Origin of the sequence: Nostoc sp. (assembly GCF_036919815.1) — a bacterium.
In the GTDB taxonomy this organism is placed as follows: Bacteria; Cyanobacteriota; Cyanobacteriia; order Cyanobacteriales; family Nostocaceae; genus Nostoc.
On record NZ_JBALCE010000010.1, the window covers coordinates 1 to 22,211 of the forward strand.

Genomic DNA, 22,211 nt, shown 5'->3' on the forward strand with positions numbered 1-22,211 from the left:
GTTTAATACCTAAGATTATTCATACTTTTCCTAAGTCTCTGATTAACTCAGCCCTGCTGGGATATTTTGCATGGCTTAGTCTAAACTCCAGTTATCAATTAAGTTAGACGAAACCAATTTAACCAAGCGTCCCAATTTTCTACTATTTGGGCAAATTCTGCATAACCGCCTGCTTGAGGATGAACAGCATCATTGACTCTTGCTTGATTAATCCAGATGTTTGATTTTTCTAATATCGGAAAAACGTCTAAATAAGGTATATTCAATCCATCTTTGAGGAACGAAACCCAACATTTTTCGTGATTTGTTGGGTTTCATGACCTTCAAACCAACCTACAACTATCCTTAACCCAAGCGTATTGACATATAGATTGTTTCGTAGGGGCATGGCATTGCCCATACGTGTCAACTTAAGCGCAAACCCTTTTAAAACCTCGTTTCCAGCCAGAGGCTGGAAATGCTGTTCCTGGCGGCTCTGCCGCCAGCAAGGGAGGCGGAGCCTCTAGAACGGCATTCCCAGTCGGAGACTCTTGACGAGACAATCTAAAAGCTGCTTCTCAGAAAGGCTTTCACGTTAAGTTGACACCAATGGGCATTGCCATGCCCTTAAAAAAAAAGAGGCAGATAACTCTACCTCTCCTATGCGGGGATAGACAAATTGCTTCAGCTATCCCACGATTTATTCCAACTAACTAACTTTAGTATTTGTTGGGTTTGTTGGGTTTGTGAACAAGAAAGCTGAGAATTTGGCACTGCTTGATGTTGTCAAAACCCACAACCCGAATATAGCTGGTGCTGAATTGAGAACGGCATCCTTGAACTTCGCTCAATACTTCTTGAGTCGATCTAGCACCAAACAAAGGCAACTTCCACATTGTCCAATAGAATTCTTTAGGATCTGAAGTTTCGTTAAACTCGATCGCTGGAATGTAACCTTGATTCAAAATGTACTGGATCTGCTTGGAAATTTGAGCATCAGACAGGGGGGGCAGATAAGAAAGGGTTTCGTAACGACGCTCTTTTGGTAAAGTTTGCATAGCTTTTGATAATGGGTTGTGATTTTTTACTACTAGGTTGACCGAACTAATTCGATAAGTTATCTAAATTCGGATCTGAACTTGCTTGCTGTTCTGGTTGCAGACTGGGGTTTGATGTGTCTATTCGGGTGATGCGTTCTAAATGCTGGCGACGCTGTTCCATGTTGGCTTGCTGAATGCCAGTACAAACCATTTCCGGTAGAAATTCCATGACTTCTTCGGCAATGTGTTCCCTAACAGTCATGATTCGCAAAGCCAAATCTGGTTTTTCTTGCAACAGTTGCTCAATGTATGATTCACCATTCTGAATTTTGCCAGACGAAAAGTTATGCAACCAAAGTTCTAATGGAGGATTCGTTTCGCCTAGCTGTGCCAACACTGTCCTTAGAGCCTGATAAGTCAGATAACTTTGGACAGTCTTGGCTGTGTCCTTCGCAATTTGCTTAAGATTCATGCTTGACCCCAGCCGTCAACAGTTATGAGTTATCAGTTAAGAGTTATGAATTATGAATTAATGTAACTCTTAACTCCTGTACAGACAGACGCGATTAATGAGCCAGCGCGTTGCGGGGGTTCCCCCCGTTGTAGCGACTGGCGTCGCGTCTCTACTGTACAGACGCGATTAATGAGCCAGCGCGTTGCGGGGGTTCCCCCCGTTGTAGCGACTGGCGTCGCGTCTCTACTTCTAACTCTTAACTTTTGATTAGACGGTATCCATCGCTTCAAACTCGAACTTGATTTCTTTCCACAGTTCGCAAGCAACGGCTAATTCAGGAGACCACTTAGCGGCTTCGCGGATAATGTCGTTACCTTCACGAGCCAAGTTGCGGCCTTCGTTACGAGCTTGGACGCAAGCTTCTAAAGCTACGCGATTAGCTGTAGCACCAGGAGCATTACCCCAAGGATGTCCGAGAGTACCACCACCAAATTGCAGCACGGAGTCATCACCAAAGATTTCTACGAGTGCAGGCATGTGCCAGATGTGGATACCACCGGAAGCAACTGCCATTACACCAGGTAGAGAAGCCCAGTCTTGGGTAAAGTAGATACCGCGAGACTTGTCTTGTTCTATGTAGTTTTCACGCAACAAGTCAACGAAGCCCATTGTGATACCGCGTTCACCTTCTAGCTTACCAACTACTGTGCCGGTGTGGATGTGATCACCACCAGACATCCGCAGGGCTTTAGCCAAAACGCGGAAGTGGATACCGTGGTTCTTTTGACGGTCAATTACGGCGTGCATAGCGCGGTGAATGTGCAACAGAATACCGTTGTCACGACACCAACGAGCCAATGTGGTGTTGGCGGTGAAACCTGCGGTGAGGTAGTCATGCATGATGATGGGCTGTTTGAGTTCTTTAGCGAACTCAGCCCGCTTCAGCATTTCTTCACAGGTGGGGGCGGTGACGTTTAGGTAGTGACCTTTGATTTCACCGGTTTCAGCTTGAGCTTTGGTAATGGCTTCAGATACGAACAAGAAGCGATCGCGCCATCTTTGGAATGGTGCGGAGTTAATGTTTTCGTCGTCTTTGGTGAAGTCCAAACCACCGCGTAAGCACTCGTATACAGCGCGTCCGTAGTTCTTAGCCGAAAGACCTAATTTGGGCTTAATTGTACAACCCAATAAAGGACGACCATATTTGTTTAACTTGTCACGCTCAACTTGAATCCCGTGGGGAGGTCCTTGGAAGGTCTTCAGGTAAGCTACAGGAATCCGTAAGTCTTCCAGACGTAGTGCCCGCAACGCTTTGAACCCAAATACGTTCCCCACAATCGAGGTCAACATATTGGTTACAGAACCTTCTTCAAATAAATCCAAAGGATAGGCAATGTAGGCGATGAATTGGTTGTCATCACCAGGAACGGGTTCGATGTCGTAGCAACGACCTTTGTAGCGATCGAGGTCGGTGAGCAAATCTGTCCACACAGTTGTCCAAGTACCAGTGGAAGACTCAGCCGCTACAGCCGCAGCTGCTTCTTCGGGGGGAACTCCAGGCTGGGGTGTAACACGGAATGCCGCTAAAATGTCTGTATCTTTAGGTGTGTAATCCGGTGTGTAATAAGTTAGTCTGTAATCTTGAACCCCGGCTTTATACCCAGTTTTGCTCTGAGTCTTAGTTTGAGCGTAAGACATATTTTATCCTTCCCACAAGTCAGTCTTTTTACTTAATCAAATCACGTTCTGTGCAACTTTTCCTCACCCCGCTCCTTCGCCCTCTTCAGAGGGTCTGCTTCTTGCTTCATCCAAAAGAGTCGGCTCCAACAGTCCCCAAGCGTAAATAAAGGGAGTAGCCCTCCCTACTTCTACGAAAGAAAAAAGAATTGCACACCACGTAATTTGTAGCTTGTCTCACAATATATCAATAATTTGATAAGTTATTCTTTGAAAGTTTTTAACTTATCTATTTAATTTTGTTATCACAGAAAGATTTAAACATTTTGTAACAAAATGTTTACAAAACGTCATTAATAACTGTAAAGAATCTTTTGGGGAGTGGGGAGACGCGATTAATCGCGTCTCCTGTACAGACGCGATTAATCGCGTCTGTTACAAGAATTCTTTGCCCCATGCCCAATACTGATTAAATTTGAGAAAAATTGCCTATGACGTTTAAAAAATCTCAGCTAGGGGAACACTGGAATTAACCCAAAACAAATTTAGGTAGTGGCTATGGGTATTGTCTCCAAAGGAAATGTCACCGTGGTATTGTTTTGCAAGCATACTAGTTTATTGATTACTTCTATTTTGCTGGGGTTGATCGCTTGTCCAAATATGGGATGGGCACAAAAAACCCCTGAGATTAATTCATCTGACGTAACCCCTGCTTACCCACTTTCCCCACCGCCACCGCGAGTGGAACCCTTGCCCGATCAACGGAGACTGCAAGAACATTCGCCAAAAACTGATTATCGTGTGGGTAACTTACTGGGAGATGTTACAGGTAATCTTTGGGTAGGTTCTGGGCGGGGACTATCGCGGATTGATCCTAAAACTGGCAAGATTATTTCTCGTGTTAGCTTACCAAGTGTTGCCATTGGTGCTTTAGCCCAAGACAAAGTAGGACGTTTATGGGTGGGAAGTTCTGAGGGACTGATCCGAGTAGACCCCCGCACTAACGAAATCACCGCGCAGAATTTATTTTTGCCTTCTAAACGGGTGTTGTCACTGTTACTTGACAAACGGGGTTATTTGTGGGTTGGAACTGATAGCGGTTTAACCCTAATTAGTCCCGACCAAGGCTTGATTATGACAACATTAAAAAATCTCCCTGGTGTCAGCGCTAACAGCCTGACTTTAGATGCTGAAGGTCAACTGTGGGTTGGTACCCTTGATGGATTAGTGCGGGTAAATACTGGTAGTGCTGCGATTATGAAGCGGATAGCCGATTTACCAGGGACGACTGTACAAGCTTTAGCTATTAGTCCAGAAGGATTAATTTGGGCGGGAATGCCGAATAATTTGCTAGTTATTAACCCAAAAACTGGTGCAGTGTTGCGGTCTGTGACTCGTCTGCGTGGGCGTAACGTAACAGTAGTACGTTTTGCTAAAGATGGTAGTCTCTGGGTCGGGACTAATAATGGTTTGTTACGATTAAATCCAAATACAGGAGCTGTGTTAGATGCAGAAGTTGCTGGACTTCCTTCTAGTCGGGTTCTTGCCCTTGCACCTGACATTAGCAATAAATTATGGATTGGTACTAGTGAAGGTCTAGCTTGGTTAATGCCCAAAATGGCTAGTGCAAAACCCCATATTGCTTTCAGTCACGCCGTTAAATGACAAGTTAGGAGTAGAGACGCGATTCATCGCGTCTGTACAAGAGTTAAAAGTAGAGACGCGATGAATCGCGTCTCTACAGGAGTTAGGAGTTAGAAGTTATGAATTAAATTAAACTTTTAACTATTGACTCCTAATTCCTATCTTTAATTTCTAATTCTTCACTCTTAATTCCTAACTTTTAACAGACGCGATTAATCGCGTCTCTACTCCTCACTCCCCACTCAGCACTCAGCACTCAAAAAATGGCAATCACTACCCAGCAATTAATTCAATGGAAGCAACAGGGACGTGCAATTGTGGCGTTGACGGCCTGGGATTATGCGATCGCTCAACTCCTCGACGCAGCTGGTGTAGACTTAATCCTTGTGGGTGACTCTATGGCAGTAGTTATGGGGTATAAAACAACACTGCCGATAACTTTGGATGAGATGATCTACCACGCCAAATCGGTGCGTCGAGGAGTTAAACGCGCCTTAGTGGTTGTGGATTTACCATTTTTGACCTATCAAGAAAGTCTCCAGCAAGCGATGCACTCAGCTGGGCGGGTACTGAAGGAAACGGGCGCTCAAGCGGTAAAATTGGAAGGTGGCTATCCAGCGATCGCTGAAACTATTGCTCGTTTAGTACAAGTTGGAATTCCGGTAATGGGTCATGTAGGTTTGACACCGCAATCAATACATCAACTTGGTTTGCGACAACAGGGAAAGAGCCAGGAAACGGGAGAAAGAATTTTAAATGAAGCGATCGCTCTGGAACAAGCTGGTGTATTTTCTTTAGTGTTAGAGCATATACCCGCAGATTTAGCAATGCAGATTACACAAAAATTGAGCATTCCGACAATTGGTATCGGTGCAGGAATTCACTGCGATGGACAAGTTTTAGTTACTTCAGATGTCATCGGACTTACCGAGAAGCATCCACCATTCGCCAAGGTTTATACAAACCTGCGGGAGACGATTACCAAAGCTGTGCAAGATTATGCCTTAGAAGTGCGTGATCGGAAGTTTCCATAATAAATAAAGGGACTAGGAACTAAGGAATAAGAATTAAATAACATCCAATTTATGTCCTTGGCTTACCTCACCCTCAATCCCTCTCCTTATAAAAGAGAGGGAAGCTAGAGACAGGATAATGTGCCAACTCCTTAAATTGTTGTGTCTAAATACATTCCTGAAAGCTTAAAAAATCAAATAGCTGCTAGCGATCAAGGACGTTGCTGTTATTGCTTAACTACAGTTAAAGGTTTAACTATTATTGGTAGCGCGACAATTGTTTGCTTGCGAATGAATAATCCAGTTATACTTGTTGCCCGACGAGGTTGGACAATTAGTGGTTGGCATCCTCCTGATGATTAATTTTAAGAGTTTCCTAGCATTTGCAATCAACATTATCTGGAGCTATAGCTAAAATCAATATTAACGCGATCGCTATCTCAACTAGAAATCTCAGCTAAAAACCCCATACTTGGAGGTGCAGCAATGGTACAACAAGTCACACCAGAAACCACAATCGAAGTCATCTACCCGGAAAGCGACGGACAGCCAATGGCGGATAATACAGAACAATTTGCATGGATTGTCAAAATTAAAGAAAATTTAGAAATCTTATTTGCATCGCCAGCCGATGTATTTATCGCCGGAGATTTGTTTTGGTATCCAGTTCAAGGAAACCCTAATATTAAACAAGCGCCCGATACGATGGTAGTCTTTGGCAGACCAAAAGGAAAACGGAGTTCCTATTTACAGTGGAATGAAGATAATATACCTCCACAGGTAGTATTTGAAATTCTATCGCCAGGTAACACCCTCAAAGAAATGACTAAAAAATTGCAGTTTTACCAGCGTTACGGCGTGGAAGAATATTATATTTATGATCCGGATAAGAACGATTTAAATGGCTTGCTCAGTTCTGAAGATAGTTTTGAAGTTATCGAAGAGATGAATGGCTGGGTAAGTCCGCGTTTGGGAATCCGTTTTACACTGACACCGGATACCCTGGAAATTCTTTCTCCCACCGGACAAAAGTTTTTAAGCCCCTTAGAAATTGACCAGTTACGGGAACAAGAACGCCAACGTGCAGAACGGGAACGCCAAGCAAAGGAAGCAGCTTTACAAGAATTAGAAGCGGCTTCACAAGAATTGGAAGCGGCTTCACAAGAAAAAGAAGCGGCTTTACAAGAATTAGAAAAAGAGTGCGATCGCTATCAAGAATTGTTAGCTAAACTCAAACAAAAGGGAATTGACACAGATAATTTATAATTGCTGCTGTTGATGGTGCGTTATGCTGTCGCTACTGATGGATACTTATGATATAGGAACTAAAAATTTAACTATGGAACAACAACCGATACAAGTAATTGGAGGTGGATTAGCTGGGACAGAAGCAGCTTGGCAAATAGCCCAAGCTGGAGTACCTGTAATTTTATATGAAATGCGTCCAAAGCGATTTAGTCCGGCTCATCATACAGAAGATTTAGCAGAATTAGTCTGTAGTAATTCCTTTGGGGCAATGGCAAGCGATCGCGCGGCGGGATTACTGCACGAAGAATTACGCCAATTGGGTTCGATCGTCATTTCTAAAGCTGATGAACACGCCGTACCTGCGGGTGGGGCGCTAGCCGTCGATAGAGGACAATTTGGCCAAGACTTGACGCAAACTTTAGCTAGCCATCCTTTAATTGAATTTCGCCGGGGTGAAGTGTCTGCGATTCCAGAAGGAATTGTGGTTTTGGCGACTGGGCCTTTAACTAGCCCCGACTTAGCCGAAGATTTGCGTCGCTTTACCGGGATGGAATACCTCAGCTTTTTTGATGCGGCTAGTCCGATTATTGTGGGAGAATCGATTAACCGTGACGTTGCTTTTATGGCATCACGTTATGACAAAGGTGAAGCCGCTTATCTCAACTGCCCAATGAATAAAGAGCAGTACTTGCAGTTTCGAGAAGAACTATGTATTGCTGAACAAACAGAACTCAAAGGTTTTGAACGCGAAACGGCGAAATTTTTTGAAGCTTGTTTACCCATAGAAGAACTAGCACAGCGCGGGGAAGATACCATGCGCTACGGACCCCTAAAGCCAGTGGGATTGTCAGATACTCGCACAGGAGAACGTCCTTATGCTGTCGTGCAGTTACGACAAGAAGATAAAGCCGGTCAACTGTGGAACATGGTAGGATTTCAAACTAATCTGCGTTGGGGTGAGCAAAAGCGAATATTTCAGCTAATTCCCAGTTTGGAAAAGGCGGAGTTTGTCCGGCTGGGAGTGATGCACCGCAATACTTTTATTAATGCCCCTCAGTTAATGCATCCGACTCTGCAATTTAAAGAGCGTCCGACATTGTTAGCTGCTGGACAGTTGATTGGTACTGAAGGCTACACTGCGGCGGCTGCGGGTGGTTGCTTGGCGGGAATTAATGCAGCAAGATTAGCTTTGGGTAAAGAACCTTTGGTTTTACCACCAACAACAATGATCGGTGCGTTATTGGAATTTATTAGTTCCGCTTCGCCGAAGCATTTCCAACCAATGCCGCCCAACTTTGGGATTTTTCCCGAATTGGGTGGTGCGAAAATCAAAAGTAAACAAGAGCGTTATGGACATTACCGCGATCGCTCTTTAACTGACTTGGCAAACTGGAAAGCTAATCATAATTAGGCATTGGGCATGGGGCATTGGGCATTGGGCATGGGGCATTGGGCATGGGGCATTGGGCATTATTATTCCCCTACTCCCTACTCCCTACTCCCCACTCCCTGTTTAATAAAACTTCAAATAGGTTTATTATCCTTTAAAATCTTTTACAGAGATTTAGGTAAAATATATGGCTGATATTGTTGATATTGCTGTTACGGCTGAGTCTTTCAAAACACTGGTGGCGGCTGTACAAGCTGCTGGTTTAGTAGACACATTAAAAAGTCCTGGGCCGTTCACTGTCTTTGCACCAAATGACGATGCTTTTGCCAAGTTACCAGCAGGAACTATCCAAACTCTGTTACAGAATATTCCCCAGCTAACGCGAATTTTAAAGTATCATGTCGTTCCAGGAAAGCTGCTAAAAGCTGATTTGGCACAACTCGGTACGGTTAATTCTGTCGAAGGTTCACCGATTAAAATTCATTCTTCTGATGGTTTTGAAGTTAAAAATGCCACAGTTTTAGCAGCAGATATCGAAGCTGATAATGGTGTGGTACACATTATCGATACGGTGATTTTACCGGGTTAATTCAGTTAGGGTGGGTGTTTTCCACCCGACTTATCCAAAATTTTTATAATTAACTAACTATTGGTAGTATCAAAACACAGCTAACTAGTTTAATTTATGTTATATTTGTAAAGTGATTACTCACTCATATATTAATGTATATTTCGTTATTTTAAAATAAAATAAATTAAATTATTAAAAAGCTAACATCTATCCCAACAAATTAATGCTCGATCTTAACACCTTAGCTGATTTCTCTCGTGGCAACTGCATAAGTATTTGTACATTTCTCGTACCAGCTAATTTGCTTGTGACAATTTTAACGATCAGCCTGGTAGCGTTACGTCGCCCATCGCATCAAGTCTGGCAATCTGCGGGAATTGCCAGCTTTTTCGCTTCTGTAATGATACTGCACGTATATACTTGGTTCCTGATTGGCGTGGTGATGGCTCCTACTTATATCTTGCTGTGGCTAGCAATTACCTGTTTGGTGGCTAATTTGGCTGCAATTGTTTTTCAAAGACGCTACAGTAACAGCCCTAGTCTTTCCAACTGAAGTCTATTGAGCATCTATTAGTGAGATTTTGACAAAATCAATCATTTGACACCTCTGCATTCATGCTCAAAAATGGCATATAGCCAAGAGTTTCGCTATTCTCCCTTATTCAATTCCGATCGCTAGCGTATTGATAAACCACTTGCCAATAGACAAAGGAAAAGAAAATAGAATTGTTTTGACGTAGCACTGCTACGTCTCTACAAGGGTTTTGGATAACGCATATTTAATTTCTGGAGATGTCTAATGTGATTCTCCAAGGTCTCGCAGTATGAGACGTTGGGTTTGTAGTGGGAGACTCATTTGGGAAATTCTGCACGTAACTGATTAACTACCCGATCTAATCCCACGGAATGAGCGGCTTTGAACAATAAACGATCGCCTGCTTGCACAAATGTCTTCAACCTAGCCACCAAATCAGCATGAGTTGCAAAGCACTCCGATGGGATACCTTCGGCACTAAGGGCAATCGCTTCGGCATCTTGTCCATCTACCAAAACTAACAAGCCGTCTAAATTCAACTTTCGCACTGTTTCTCCCACTCGCTGGTGCAACTGCTGCGATCGCTCTCCCAATTCTTTCATTGCACCCAACACGGCAATCTTCCGCTTTCCGGGTGTGTCTGCCAATAATTGCAACGCTGCGATCATTGCTTCCGGTGCAGCATTATAAGTTTCATCTAAGATTACCACATCATTGGGCAAAGTAAATCGCTGCGATCGTCCTGTGGGCATATTCACCATCACACCTGCTTTCAGGCTTGCCCAATCGATTCCTAACACCTTGGCCACCGCTAAAGCTGCCAAGAAATTAGTTGCATTGTGACGACCAAGTAACGGTAGAGGTAGTTGGATTCCGGCGACTTCCACAGTCTGGTTATCAATTAACTGCCCTTGGATATCCCCACCAGAAAAGCCGTAAGTCAAAACTTCTCCGTGCCAAACTGAAGCCGCCGTCGTAATTAATAGGGGATTGTCGTAGTTGAGAATTGCCACGCTATCAGTAGACATTTCGGCTAATAACTCACATTTTGCCTGAGCAATCGCTTCTTCCGAACCCAGTAACTCAATATGCGCCGTCCCCACATTGGTAATCACTCCAATTGTTGGATGCGCTATTTGCGTCAGTTCGGCAATTTGTCCTCTACCCCGCATCGCCATTTCAATCACGGCGTAGTCATCTTCTGCGCCAAGTTCTAGGAGAGTTTTCGGGACACCGATTTCATTGTTAAAATTTTCATAAGTTTTATAAACTCGTCCCTTTGTTCCTAAAACTGCGGCGATCAATTCTTTGGTTGTAGTTTTGCCCACGGAACCTGTGACACCAATTACAGGAATGTTAAAGCGATCGCGCCACCATCGGCCAATTTGTTGATATGCCTTCAGGGTGTCTTTTACCTGTAATATCGGAAATGCCGGATTTTCGTATTCAAAATCTACAATTGCAGCTATTGCACCTTTAGCGATCGCAGTTGGCACAAATTCATGTCCATCAAACTTATCGCCTCGTAAAGCTAGAAATACTTCACCCGGTTTTATAGTACGGCTATCTGTTTGTATACCGCTACTTACTTGTGTTAAAGCAGCTTCAGATAAGTTTCCAGTCTGAGCCAAAATAACTTCAACCAGTTGGGTTAGGGTGACAGAAAAACGCATAATTAATTTACAATTTAAAGTTCCAAATTGTGACATAACTCCGCCCTGAAGGACGGAGCTTCTAAGAATTACTTCAAAGACTTCCTAGTTGTTTCCTTGCGGGTTTTCGACTTTGACCTAGATCGAGAACTCTCAATCCCCGGCAAACCGTCTGCATAGGCGTTTTGGATTCCGACGTGTCCCGCCGTACTAATTAGTTCTATTCCTCTATTTCTGATTACTTGACCACTAGCAACATCTCTATCGGCAATGAATCCACACTCTTGACAATGATGTACTCTAATGCTCAAATCTTTTTTAACAGTTGCTCCGCATTCAGGACACTCTTGAGAAGTCCCCCTAGCGTTGACTTCCCCAAAAAATTTGCCCCGCTTCCAGCACACGTACTTGGCGATAGTTCGGAATTGCCCAAAGCCAGCAGACGCTCGAAGACTCGCTACCGCTTCGCTATCAATCATCTGTTTGCCAAGTATCCCTTTTGCAAGAGTTCGGTAATCCAAGTCTTCCATGAAGACCATATCACCAGCGTCACAAAGGGCATGAGCTTGTTTAAAGTGGAAATTCTTGCGGGTGTTATCAATGGTGTGGTGAAGTCTAGGATAAAATCGGATTATGACACAATACTGCATTGAACAATAAGATTTGTGATCTCATGTCCGGGCAATTAAGCATAATACCCAGAACCCCAAAGAGCCAAAGCTGCGCTTTAGCTCCCCTCCCCACCTGCGGGGAGGGGTTCTTTTATTATGTATGGGTAATTTGGCGGACATGATATGAGTTCTCGAAAAAGTCGGGAATCCCAGCCTAGTCAGAATAACACCAAAAATAGTGCCAAAGGAGTTAGGCTTCTTTGGCAGGCTTTGTTTATAAGCTATTTGTATAGTTTAATTAGAGATATGTTTTATCGCCCTAGCCCCGGTTTTTAATTAAGATTACTTGCACAATTTGTATTGCTATCTCCCTAGAAACCCCTAAAGCTTGACATAAATCATTTAAGAAGTTTTTATCTTCTTCATCTACAATACCTTCAGCTAAGACTAAATCAGTGGCTACTGCAAAGGCTGCTTCCCGCAAGTCTTGAGATAGAGAATCTTTTGCTGCATTAAATAAAGCATTAAAACCATCACCCTGGAGAATGCCCAAGATTTTCTCAAACAGCCTATTCATCATCTCATGGGGATAACTTTTAAAAAGTTCCATCCGAGATAGCACAGAAGTGATAGAATTTGCTTGCTCAACAGAAAGATAACCGTCTGAGGCTGTTGCCATCAAGATAATGACAGCAAAAGCTTCCTCTGGATTGAGTGCTGTTTGGGTTTGGCTTTCACTGCCCAATACAGCGTCGAATAGACCCATTGTAGTAACTCCTTGCTTAGGGTCTCAATAGCGCTACAGTTACCTGTATGTTTGGTAGATTTCCAGGTAAGACTGCAACGCTATGAGACTTTCATGCTTTAGTGTTCCCAGGATTTCTTCACAGCGAACACTAGCACCCAATGGTTTTTGGCAATAACTATACTGCCATCCGTAAACTTAGCGTTCTCCTGTCTTTTCTATAGTTTCAATTACCGCCAAACCTATGCCAGAAGCTGCTATTAACAGTACTGCTGACATCAAATAGGCGTTGGTCAGCATTCGTAGGGCTTCATCGAAAAAAATATAGGTGGTCATTGCTTCACCTTGAGAAATTTGTGCTGCTAGTAATTTTTATTTCTCCACACCCCGATAGGTGAATTTCGCTGAGAAACTGCTAGCAATTGCATCTTAACAAAACTTTAGCTCTTTCAGATCCGACTTAAATTTTTTCTTTCTGAAGATTTGATGAACTTGACATCAAAAGGCAGTAGGTACTGATGGCAGAGGGGAAACACTTATTACAACTGCCCTTCTGCTTTCCAGTGCCAGAAACCTTTGCCCATTTGAAATCTGGTGAAATTAAATATGCGTTACCCAGAACCCTTGTTTTGACGTAGCAGTGCTACATGAAGAGTGCTGAGTTCCTCGGCTTAGAGTGCTGAGTTAAAAGACCATCCGCTTTCTTGTGGGGTATCAACCTACCTCTTGAGTCAAGAAGATTCCGCCCACAAGGGGCGGGGCTTGTACCAAGTACATAAGTACTGAGTAGTTTTTACACTTAACCAACTCAGCACGGGCTAAACCATAGCTATCCGCTAACAGCACTCAGGACTGAGTGTTGTCAAAACAATTCTTTTTCACTCCTATGGCTATTTGTGTGAACTTTTGTCGGGCAATCAGGTAAACAAGCAAACCTTAAAGTAAACAACGTGCAATCGTCGCTACAACTGATTGAGAAAGAGTTTTAAAGTCGTAACCACCTTCCAAGCCAAACAGAATTTTACGAGTTAGCCCTAGACAATAATCAGTAAATAAACCGTAGTCTTCTGGCTGCAAATTGATACTTGCCAAAGGATCTGCGGCATTGCCATCATAACCAGCACTCACAATCAGTAAATCTGCCTGAAAGTTAGCTAAAAACGGTATAACCTGTCTTTCAAATAGTGGCTGATATACTGCAATATCACTACCAGGGGGTACAGGTAAATTTAAGACATTATTATGAAAGCCGCGTTCAGTCGATCTTCCAGTACCGGGATAGCATGGATACTGATGTAGGGAACAGTAGGCAATGCGTGCTTCACTTTCAACGATCGCCTGAGTACCATTACCGTGATGCACATCCCAATCAAGAATGGCGACGCGATTAATTCCGGGTTGTTCTAGAGCAAATAAAGCGGCGATCGCTGCATTAGAAAATAGGCAAAAGCCCATCCCCGCATCACTTTCTGCATGGTGCCCCGGTGGACGCGCCAATACAAAAGCCGGATTAGCCGACTTCAACACAGCCTCAACTCCATCTAACCAAGCACTGACTGCCAACAATGCCACATCATAACTGCGTGGGGAAACAGGGGTATCTCCATCCAAAGGGCCACCGCCACTAGAGGCGATTTGCCAAAGTTTTTTGATATAGTCCTGGCTATGAGCTTTCAGCAACACAGACATCAGTGATGGTTGTTCTGATGCTGGTGTGGGCTTTTGCCAGACAATTTTATCTGCGAATCTAGCTGCTTTTAGGGCAGTAGCGATCGCCCTCAAGCGTTCTGGTTTTTCGGGATGGTATTTTCCAGTCTTGTGATCTAAAAATTCGTCGGAATAAATGACTGGCAGCATAGGACAGAAAAGGTTGGCAGCAGGACATTCAATGCTATTGTATCCTCACTAGTACAAACAGTTTTTCCTTGTACTAGAGCATTGGTCGTTTACTTTCAAGGATTTCTGTTGCAAGCTTTGCAGAAACCGCGCGGTAAAATAAAAAGCCCTGTACATCGTCACAGTTGATAGATTTCAAAAACTCCAGTTCCTCTTCTTTTTCTACCCCTTCGGCTGTCAACTTGAATCCTAAGCTGTGTCCCATGCCAACTATCGCCGTAATAATATAAGCTACTTTCACATCGTGGGTCAAATCTTGAATAAAAGACTTATCTATTTTCAGATTGTGGCATGGCAAATGCTGGAGGCGGGACAGCGAGGAATAACCCGTACCAAAGTCATCAATAGAGATGGAAACACCCATCTGCTGTAGATCCTCTAACACCTTCCTGGTAAAATTTAAATCTTCAACGGCTGTGCTTTCGGTAATTTCTAATTCTAAAAAGCGTGGAGCGAGCCGCGTTTGTTCTAAAACTTCGGCTATAGTCTCCAGCAATTTGGGTTGGCGGAACTGTTTAAGAGAAAGATTAACAGCGATCGTTATGGGTGGCAATCCGGCATCTTGCCAGGTTTTATTTTGGCTACAGGCTGTCCGCAACACCCATTCACCGATGGGGACAATTAATCCACTTTCTTCAGCGAGGGGAATGAAGACACTGGGTGCGATCAACCCCATATCTGGGTGCTGCCAACGCAACAGAGCCTCCATACCAGTAATTTGTTCTGTGGCAATGTTCACACGAGGCTGATAGTACACCGTAAATTCTTTGCGTTCTAGGGCATAGCGCAAGCTTTTTTCTAAACTCAGGAGTTCAGGATTTTTAGCGCTTAGGGAAACACTGTAGAATTGGTAGTTATTCCGCCCTTTGTCCTTGGCGTAATACAAAGCGGCATCTGCGTGCTGGATTAGTGTTTCGGCGTCAGGACTGTTGTTATCAAGCAACGCAATACCGAGGCTGGCAGTTACATAAAGTTCATGCTCTTGGAGATAGAAAGCATCCTCTAAGGCTTGTAAGATTCTGTACGCCACCAGAGTTACTTCTTCAATATCATTGACTCGCGGGAGTAAGATAGTGAACTCATCGCCTCCCCAACGGGCTATAGTGTCTCCGCCTCTGAGTGAGTCATTTAATCTTTGAGCGACGCTTTGTAATAATTGGTCTCCCAGAGTGTGCCCCAGAGTGTCATTAATCACCTTGAAACGATCCAGGTCAAGGAAGATCACAGCTAAACTTTCGCCATTCCGAGTGGCATTGGGCACGGTTTTACTGAGCAGCTCATTAAATAGTACGCGATTGGGCAACCCTGTCAACACGTCATGGAGGGCTTGATAGCGAATCTTTTCTTCTACTAGCTGACGCTGCCGCGTACCAATGATACTAGCGGCCATCGTTAAAAGAGTAGATTCTTCGTGGGTTGACCAATGACGCTCAAAAGTGCAGTCTGCCAAGCCCAGGTACCCCCAAAACTCATTTTCCAAGCGAAAAGGCACCAGAAGAAGGGATTGAATCCCATCTCTAATCAGGAATTCTTGTTCGTTGACAGGAAATTTTTGAGTAAGTCCGCTAATCGACTCGCCGCTAGAGAGAACAGTGTACCAACGGGCTAATCCAGAAGCTTCATAAAGCTGATTCTGCCAATGGTGGTGGGTAGATTTAATAGAGGGGTGCGTCCATTCAAACCGGAGGCTGACTGCTATTTCCCCTGTAACAGGATGGGGATGGTTCTGAAAGAGATAGGCACGATCTGCCTTGGCAGCTTCGCCCAGTACAGCTAAAGCTCGATGAATACCAGTTTCGTAATTGATTTCCCTGAGCAAATAATTGGCAGCTTCCGCAACTGCTTGTAGTAAGCGATCGCGCTGGCGCAGTTCAGATGTGGCTTGTTTTTGCTCTGTAATATCCCTAATAATAAAAGTTCTAATTAAATCACTTTCAGCAAGGTAGAGAACGGATTGTTCAAAAACTTCTGTCCCTACTTCCACCTCTCGCACAAAAGATTTTTTTTCTAGATTGTTAACTCCACTCAATAGTCCTGTTAAGATCGGGTGCTGCGTCCCAACTTCCCGAAGTTTGGGAAACTTGAGAGCTGCGGCTGGATTGAGATAAGTAACTGTTCCCTCGAAATCCATCTCAACAATTGGATTGGGGATGAGTTCAGGAAAGGATGCTAGGCGAGCTAGGGCGGATTCAGTAGCAGCTTCAAAGCTGGGATCGATAGCTAAGGTTTGAAAAGGATTGGCAGGACTGGCTTGCTCTGATAGGAAACCAGATAAGTCTTCAACATCGCCAGATTCGGAAAATGCTTGTTCTGAAATGTTGGAAACAGCATAATATTTAGCCTGAGCTTTATTACTGCCAAAGGCGATGATATCTCCGTTTTTGAGATTATGAGAAAAGCATTTAGTACCATTCACAAATAAGCCATTCGTACTTGCTTTTCCCTTGTAGTTGCCATCAATAATCTGGAAGCGGTATTGGTCAGTCTCTGGAACAGTTACTCGCAATAAAATTGCATGTTGCATTGATACTGACCGGGAAGCTAAGACAATAGTGTTTGCGGGATGCCGCCCCAGAGAATAAGTAGTCTCTTGCAAGGGGACAGTTCGTTCCCCTTCGAGGTCTTGGATGACCAACAGATGGCGTACTTTTTCCCGCTCATTTCCTAGCATTGCTGTTCCTCAAATTATTATATTTTTATGTCTGAGTCGGAAAAATATTACTCCGATAAGTTCCAATACACTTGGGTTAAGGCTTGCTCCTCCCTAACCCTTCTTAAAAAGGAGGGAATTAAGTCACCCTTTTTAAGGCTACAGTGTACACAAAAGTCTTAAAATTCTTGCCTGAGAAGATACGAGCCTTAGTAGGCATGGTTTTGAGTTGAGCAAGGCTATTATCAATAGTACCAGTTTATTGATAGAAAACTCAGTCAAATCAAGAATTTTAAAAATAATTTTCTGTTATTTTGCGTCCATTAGATTCCCAACTGAACTTGTATGTACATGGTAAGGGTTTGACTCTTTTTTCGCTCTATTTTCCCAGATATCAACTATCTATCAGCTTGTTTACTAATTGTCAGTGATTTAATGTCATGAAGATGACTAAATGGGGCAAAAGTTAGTAAATAGAACTAATTAAGAGTAATTATCAGCTTTTTATTTACTGTTAATTAACTCTTCATCTATATGATCCAACCTGAGTCTTTCTTAGGATACCCAGATTAACAATTCAAAATTCACAATTCAAAATTATTGCATTGAAAAGAGTTTCAGACTCTTATTTAAACCCCGATGGTTCCTGAGCTTGTCGTACCACTCGCTACGCTACGCGTAGCGTCCCGCAGGGAAGGACTGTAGCTTGCTTAGAGCAGGCTAACTGAGAGCAGTGCCTTGCGTATTTTTCCCCCGTTATGGCGACTGCGGAAACGCCACTCCGCCTGCGAGCTACGTCTAAAGGAAAGGAGAATGGGAGGATTTCACTTTCGTAAAAAGCCTTGTAAAACCTCACTCCAACCCTCTCCTTATTAAGGAGAGGGAGCAAGAATCTTGTTTCTCATCTGGTATATTTGCACCCACTGAGATGCTCCCAAGGAGAATGAACCGCTAAATTTTAAAATGGATTATAAAATAAACTAAAATACAGACCGTTTTCTTGTAATGTTCTGTCATTTGAGTTCACAGATATTAAAGGAATGCCCCAGTCAAGACGAACGGTGAAGCGATCGCTCTGTGACCAACGCAACCCCAGACCAACAGCAGCTAGAGTATTAGGGTCGGGATTCTCTGTACTTGAACTATTCCAGCCAACACCAAAATCCACAAAGGGGACAACCTGTAAAATGCTATCTATCTGCGGTAAGCGCAGAATCGGTACTTGAACTTCAGCAGAAACAAAAGTGCCATTATCCGTTAGCAGGTAATCTTGACGGTAGCCGCGAACGCTATCCTGCCCACCTAAGCCAAATTGCTCTAAAGGCAAAAGTGTTCTGGATGCGAGTTGCGTATTTAAACGAAGTAATAGTAAGGTTTCAGGAGCTAAAAGGCGTGCCCACTGAGCTTGCCCTTGCCAAGCAAAAAAACGACTATCGGGAGGATTTTGATTAATCGTCGCATTCAACGCATCTATGCCCAAACTGAATTGAGAGCGTAGGGCGATGACTTCATGGCTGTTACGACTCGTCCATTCTTGAAAAAATCGCAACGCAGATACCCTGGTGCGTCCCTGTTCATCAGCGCCAGGTGAAAGTTCAGAGGGGGATACCCCAAATTCTCTCTGTAGTCTCCACGAGACATCACTTTCGCGTCGGGAAGCTGTTAACCCAAGAGCGAATTCTTGTGTGGGAGTTTGGACTATAGGCTGACGGAATGTTAATTCGTAGTAGCGAGATGCCGATTCTATATCTAACTTCTTGAAATCAGGTTCAATGACATTACTCGACGTAGTGCCATAGTTGAAGGTAAGTGTCCCGTTGTGGGGATTAAGAGGCAATGTGTAACTAGCGTCAAAGGAGTTGCTACCATCAGTGTTGGTATATCCTAGATTCAGATTATCTCCAAATCCGAGTAAGTTGGCTTCATTCAATCTTAATCCGCGTCGGAAACTGCCAACACTAGGCGATCGCCCATTATCAAGAACTATTTGGCTACTAAAGGTTTTTGCCTCACTTATCTTAACTTCTAAGAGATTCACACCAGTCTGCGATCCTGCTGAGAGTTCAGCAGAGATGTTTTTAATCAAAGGATTAAGTTGCAAAAGTTGCAGTGCCTCTAGTAGACGCTGACGATTCAGAGGCGGTGATGTCGCTATTGCTAGTCGGCTGCGGACATAATTCGGATTCAACCGCCGAGTCCCAGTTACCTGGATATCTTCTAATTTACCTTCGACCACCTGAATTTTTACAACACCGGATTGGATTTTTTGGGGTGGAATATAAGCACCAGAAGTAATGTAACCATTTTTGAGGTATAGATCAGTGATTTTAGAACGTGCTTGATAGACTTCAGTCAGTGAAATCGGTCGTTTGGTAAATTCAGCAGTGGCGAGGGCTAACTCTTGGGCACTGAAGATTGTGCTACCAATAACTTCAAACCGTTCAACAACAATAGTTTGAGGAAAGTTACCAGGAATTGGTTCCTCTTGTGTGGGAGTTGGGGCAGACGGGGGAAATAGTTCTGCTGGTGGGGGGAGTGGCTGTGGCAGTTCTGGTGAGGGAAGCGGCGAAGGTGCAGGTGGTTGGATATCCTGTGGTGGTGGGAGTTTTTGCGACAGGATGAAATTACTAGTTGGTAATTGTGTAGTATCAATAGCCTGAGCTTTCGCTGGACTAGAAAATATGCTGCTGAGTAATAGAAGCATATTCAGAGGTAAGCAGGACACTATAAGATTCTGAGGATATTTATTAATCATCGCACTGGACTATTTTTTATCAGAAACTATGGAATTATACGGCGACTGCTTCAAATGTGAATCTTACTTCATCTTTTGTCGCTAAAGTTGATATCTGGGGCAAATCTCAATTTACAGCTATTTTTAGCTAAATAGACTCGCGCTTTTGGGGCACAGCAATGTTCCATACAACAGATGTGGTTCAAATAGATGAAAACTGCTGTAAATGTCATATTTGTTTAGCCAGGGGAGTGTCAATGCAGACTTGAAAGTATCGATGGTGTTCGATCTGCATAAGCATCTGCGGCTGCGGGAGAAATAGACCTAAAGTATTTGGATAAATCAGGGTTTTGTGTCTGGCGTGATCCAGGTTACACTTATTACTTCAGAAGGTAAGCAAAAACATTTAGACAAAGAAAGTGTTGCGATCGCAGATTAAGCATTATCGAGTTTCTTAAACCTCTAATCAGTTTTTAAAACAATAATCCTTACTAGACATCTCCAGAAATTAAATATCTGTTATCCACAACCTTTGTAGAGACATAGCAATGCTACGTCTCTACATTCTTTTTCACCAGATGACTACTGCATACTCTTTTTCTTAAACATTCCGATCAATTTATGTTTGCGAGCGTGGGTTTTGATCAACTTTTCCCGATAGCTTAACCAGTCAGCTTTCTTCCCAGATTCCAAGTAGGCATTACGTGCTTTTTTCAACCATTCAACCGCGTAGTCGTAGTATTCGGCTTCACCTGCATCCATAATCTTTTCGGCACGGAGACGAGCATTAGCAATCACCCAATCAGGATTGGCAGAGATAGCAGCATCCATGACTCGGTGAATCAACTCGGAATAATCAGAATTGAGTTCACTAACGATCGCAATTGCATCATCAATTAGCCCTTCATGCAAAAATATATCTACCTTCGCTGATTCTGTTCCCCAACTACTATTAGTGCGGACAATTCTCAGCAAATCTGTTTTGACAGTTTCCCAGTTTTCCCCAGCCAATTCTGCCATCTTTTGATAGTCAACAAAGGAAGGCTTGACTTGAAAACCCGCCTTGATGACTAATAAAGCAGCTTCACTATTACCCAACTCAACAGCCAAATCAATTGTCCAAATTCCCAATTCGTACTGACAATAACCCGGTAAATTTAATCCACTCTGGGCTATATCTAGTGCTTGCTGTAATGCCCCCTGAACCCTTAATGTTTTGGCTAGGGCAAAAGCCTCTTCCATTGAGTTCATCTGGGTTTGAGCAGCATCAATTGCTTCTTCCACCCTGCCCAAACGCCCTAGCATTGTGAGATACTGCTGGGTTTGCCCTTCCGCTTCTGCTAAATACAGGTATTCTTGGTAACGTTCCTGACGTTGGAGAATTTTCAGGCGAATTAGTGCCAAATCATCAGCATAATCTGGAACGTCTTCTTCCCAAGCTCCCCTTTCGGTGATATTACCTTGGAGAACTTGCACCAGTGGCGGATAATCCCAACCTTGGCGTAAAACCTCCATAACTATGCCAAAATCAGCATTCCACTCATCTTGCCAAGCTTCTAAATTTATTTGAATATCAACTTTTTCTTCTGGCGTCAGCTCCGTATTGAGAATTGCTTCACACCAGGCATTATTTAATTGCTCGACAAGTTGCTCATTTTCCGCGCCGTATTCTGCAACATCGTCCCAATTTTCCACACAGGTAGAGGTAATTGCTTCCAAAATAGCGATCGCATTTTCACCTTGTCCCCGTTCGCTAAAATCTACCGCAGTTTGCACCAGACTCAGTAATTTATCGGCAATCGGATCTTCTTCGTACCCCTCTTCAAAGTAGCGCACAGTATCCTGGAGAATCTGCCGGACTTGCCCCCGAAAGGGAACCGGATCAATAGTACTGCGGCGGATGAATTTTGTGGTTGTTTGCTTCTCAGCAGGATTAGTCATCCAGTTGACATGGCGCTCAATGGTATCAATTAGTGGTAAATATTCTGTTACCAATTCTTGCAACAGCCTTTGAGTTTGGATATAATCCAGGCGATTTAGTAGTTGTTCTAGGGTGGGGCGCTGCTGAATATTTTCCGAGTTACGCGCACAGACGAGCATTGTCGCTACAACGTGTTTACACCAACCCTCAAGGTGGTAATCACAGGTGCAGCTGACTGAAAACCCACTGCGATCGAAGCTCACGTTGACATGATCAGGTGTAGCTTCAGTGCCTGCAACATCTGCCTGAAGCAGATCACCACGTTGGGCAACAGCATTGACAGCACCAGCCTCATAGTATGCCTCGCCCTGCTGGAAAGATTTGGCGTTGGCATGACGGCGGATAGTAAATTCACTAATTTGGGGAATAGACATCGAGCGATCGCCTGTGT

19 protein-coding genes and 1 pseudogene are annotated in these 22,211 nt (G+C 43.6%); 7 read left to right on the plus strand and 13 right to left on the minus strand.

What is annotated here, in order from left to right; genetic code table 11:
- Nucleotides 1–98 precede the first annotated feature (98 nt).
- The 5 genes and pseudogenes from V7K15_RS02770 to V7K15_RS02790 form a co-directional block, all read right to left on the minus strand.
- A pseudogene (locus tag V7K15_RS02770) lies at nt 99–266 on the minus strand (GDSL-type esterase/lipase family protein); the annotation flags it as partial.
- Nucleotides 267–410: 144 nt separating this feature from the next.
- Nucleotides 411–542, minus strand: a complete 132-nt coding sequence (locus V7K15_RS02775; RefSeq protein ID WP_334902823.1) for a hypothetical protein — start codon at nt 540–542, stop codon at nt 411–413.
- 156 nt (nt 543–698) lie between these two features.
- The gene (locus V7K15_RS02780) at nt 699–1,037 is read right to left on the minus strand and encodes a ribulose bisphosphate carboxylase small subunit (RefSeq protein ID WP_292800588.1); all 339 of its coding nucleotides are present in this window, start codon (nt 1,035–1,037) and stop codon (nt 699–701) included.
- A 46-nt stretch (nt 1,038–1,083) separates the two neighbouring features.
- The gene (rcbX, locus tag V7K15_RS02785) at nt 1,084–1,491 is read right to left on the minus strand and encodes a RuBisCO chaperone RbcX (protein WP_334902825.1); all 408 of its coding nucleotides are present in this window, start codon (nt 1,489–1,491) and stop codon (nt 1,084–1,086) included.
- A 249-nt stretch (nt 1,492–1,740) separates the two neighbouring features.
- Nucleotides 1,741–3,171, minus strand: coding sequence for a form I ribulose bisphosphate carboxylase large subunit (locus tag V7K15_RS02790; RefSeq protein ID WP_292830887.1), 1,431 nt, complete (start codon nt 3,169–3,171; stop codon nt 1,741–1,743).
- Nucleotides 3,172–3,702: 531 nt separating this feature from the next.
- On the opposite strand from V7K15_RS02790, the gene V7K15_RS02795 reads away from it, so the two are divergent.
- The 7 genes from V7K15_RS02795 to V7K15_RS02825 all read left to right on the plus strand — a co-directional run bounded on the left by V7K15_RS02795 (nt 3,703) and on the right by V7K15_RS02825 (nt 9,569).
- The gene (locus V7K15_RS02795; RefSeq protein ID WP_442949640.1) at nt 3,703–4,815 is read left to right on the plus strand and encodes a ligand-binding sensor domain-containing protein; all 1,113 of its coding nucleotides are present in this window, start codon (nt 3,703–3,705) and stop codon (nt 4,813–4,815) included.
- Nucleotides 4,816–5,057: 242 nt separating this feature from the next.
- Nucleotides 5,058–5,828 (plus strand): 3-methyl-2-oxobutanoate hydroxymethyltransferase, encoded by a 771-nt coding sequence (gene panB / locus V7K15_RS02800; RefSeq protein WP_334902829.1) that lies wholly within the window; start codon nt 5,058–5,060, stop codon nt 5,826–5,828.
- A gap of 141 nt (nt 5,829–5,969) precedes the next feature.
- A complete protein-coding gene (locus V7K15_RS02805) occupies nt 5,970–6,170 on the plus strand; it encodes a hypothetical protein (RefSeq protein WP_334902831.1) in 201 nt (66 codons plus the stop codon).
- Between the two features lie 123 nt (nt 6,171–6,293).
- Nucleotides 6,294–7,073: a Uma2 family endonuclease gene (locus tag V7K15_RS02810; RefSeq protein WP_334902833.1), complete on the plus strand. Its 780-nt coding sequence runs from the start codon at nt 6,294–6,296 to the stop codon at nt 7,071–7,073.
- A gap of 73 nt (nt 7,074–7,146) precedes the next feature.
- Entirely contained in the window at nt 7,147–8,466 is a 1,320-nt protein-coding gene (gene trmFO / locus V7K15_RS02815) for an FADH(2)-oxidizing methylenetetrahydrofolate--tRNA-(uracil(54)-C(5))-methyltransferase TrmFO (RefSeq protein ID WP_334902958.1), read from the plus strand.
- A 166-nt stretch (nt 8,467–8,632) separates the two neighbouring features.
- A complete protein-coding gene (locus V7K15_RS02820; RefSeq protein ID WP_334902834.1) occupies nt 8,633–9,034 on the plus strand; it encodes a fasciclin domain-containing protein in 402 nt (133 codons plus the stop codon).
- A gap of 205 nt (nt 9,035–9,239) precedes the next feature.
- Nucleotides 9,240–9,569, plus strand: a complete 330-nt coding sequence (locus V7K15_RS02825) for a hypothetical protein (RefSeq protein WP_334902836.1) — start codon at nt 9,240–9,242, stop codon at nt 9,567–9,569.
- Between the two features lie 299 nt (nt 9,570–9,868).
- Here V7K15_RS02825 and V7K15_RS02830 read toward each other — a convergent pair whose 3' ends face one another.
- The 8 genes from V7K15_RS02830 to V7K15_RS02865 form a co-directional block, all read right to left on the minus strand.
- Nucleotides 9,869–11,224, minus strand: a complete 1,356-nt coding sequence (locus V7K15_RS02830) for a UDP-N-acetylmuramoyl-tripeptide--D-alanyl-D-alanine ligase (protein ID WP_334902839.1) — start codon at nt 11,222–11,224, stop codon at nt 9,869–9,871.
- A 68-nt stretch (nt 11,225–11,292) separates the two neighbouring features.
- Nucleotides 11,293–11,853 (minus strand): RNA-guided endonuclease InsQ/TnpB family protein, encoded by a 561-nt coding sequence (locus tag V7K15_RS02835; protein WP_334902841.1) that lies wholly within the window; start codon nt 11,851–11,853, stop codon nt 11,293–11,295.
- A 280-nt stretch (nt 11,854–12,133) separates the two neighbouring features.
- Entirely contained in the window at nt 12,134–12,580 is a 447-nt protein-coding gene (locus V7K15_RS02840; RefSeq protein WP_334902843.1) for a tellurite resistance TerB family protein, read from the minus strand.
- Between the two features lie 177 nt (nt 12,581–12,757).
- Nucleotides 12,758–12,895 (minus strand): hypothetical protein, encoded by a 138-nt coding sequence (locus tag V7K15_RS02845; RefSeq protein WP_334902844.1) that lies wholly within the window; start codon nt 12,893–12,895, stop codon nt 12,758–12,760.
- Between the two features lie 600 nt (nt 12,896–13,495).
- Nucleotides 13,496–14,416, minus strand: a complete 921-nt coding sequence (locus V7K15_RS02850; protein ID WP_334902846.1) for a histone deacetylase family protein — start codon at nt 14,414–14,416, stop codon at nt 13,496–13,498.
- A 73-nt stretch (nt 14,417–14,489) separates the two neighbouring features.
- On the minus strand, nt 14,490–17,126 hold the full coding sequence (locus V7K15_RS02855; protein WP_334902848.1) for an EAL domain-containing protein: 2,637 nt from the start codon (nt 17,124–17,126) through the stop codon (nt 14,490–14,492).
- Nucleotides 17,127–18,063: 937 nt separating this feature from the next.
- Entirely contained in the window at nt 18,064–19,860 is a 1,797-nt protein-coding gene (locus V7K15_RS02860; protein WP_334902849.1) for a ShlB/FhaC/HecB family hemolysin secretion/activation protein, read from the minus strand.
- A 561-nt stretch (nt 19,861–20,421) separates the two neighbouring features.
- Nucleotides 20,422–22,194 carry an SWIM zinc finger family protein gene (locus V7K15_RS02865; protein ID WP_334902959.1) on the minus strand — a complete coding sequence of 591 codons (1,773 nt, stop codon included), beginning with the start codon at nt 22,192–22,194 and terminating at the stop codon, nt 20,422–20,424.
- Nucleotides 22,195–22,211: the final 17 nt, after the last annotated feature.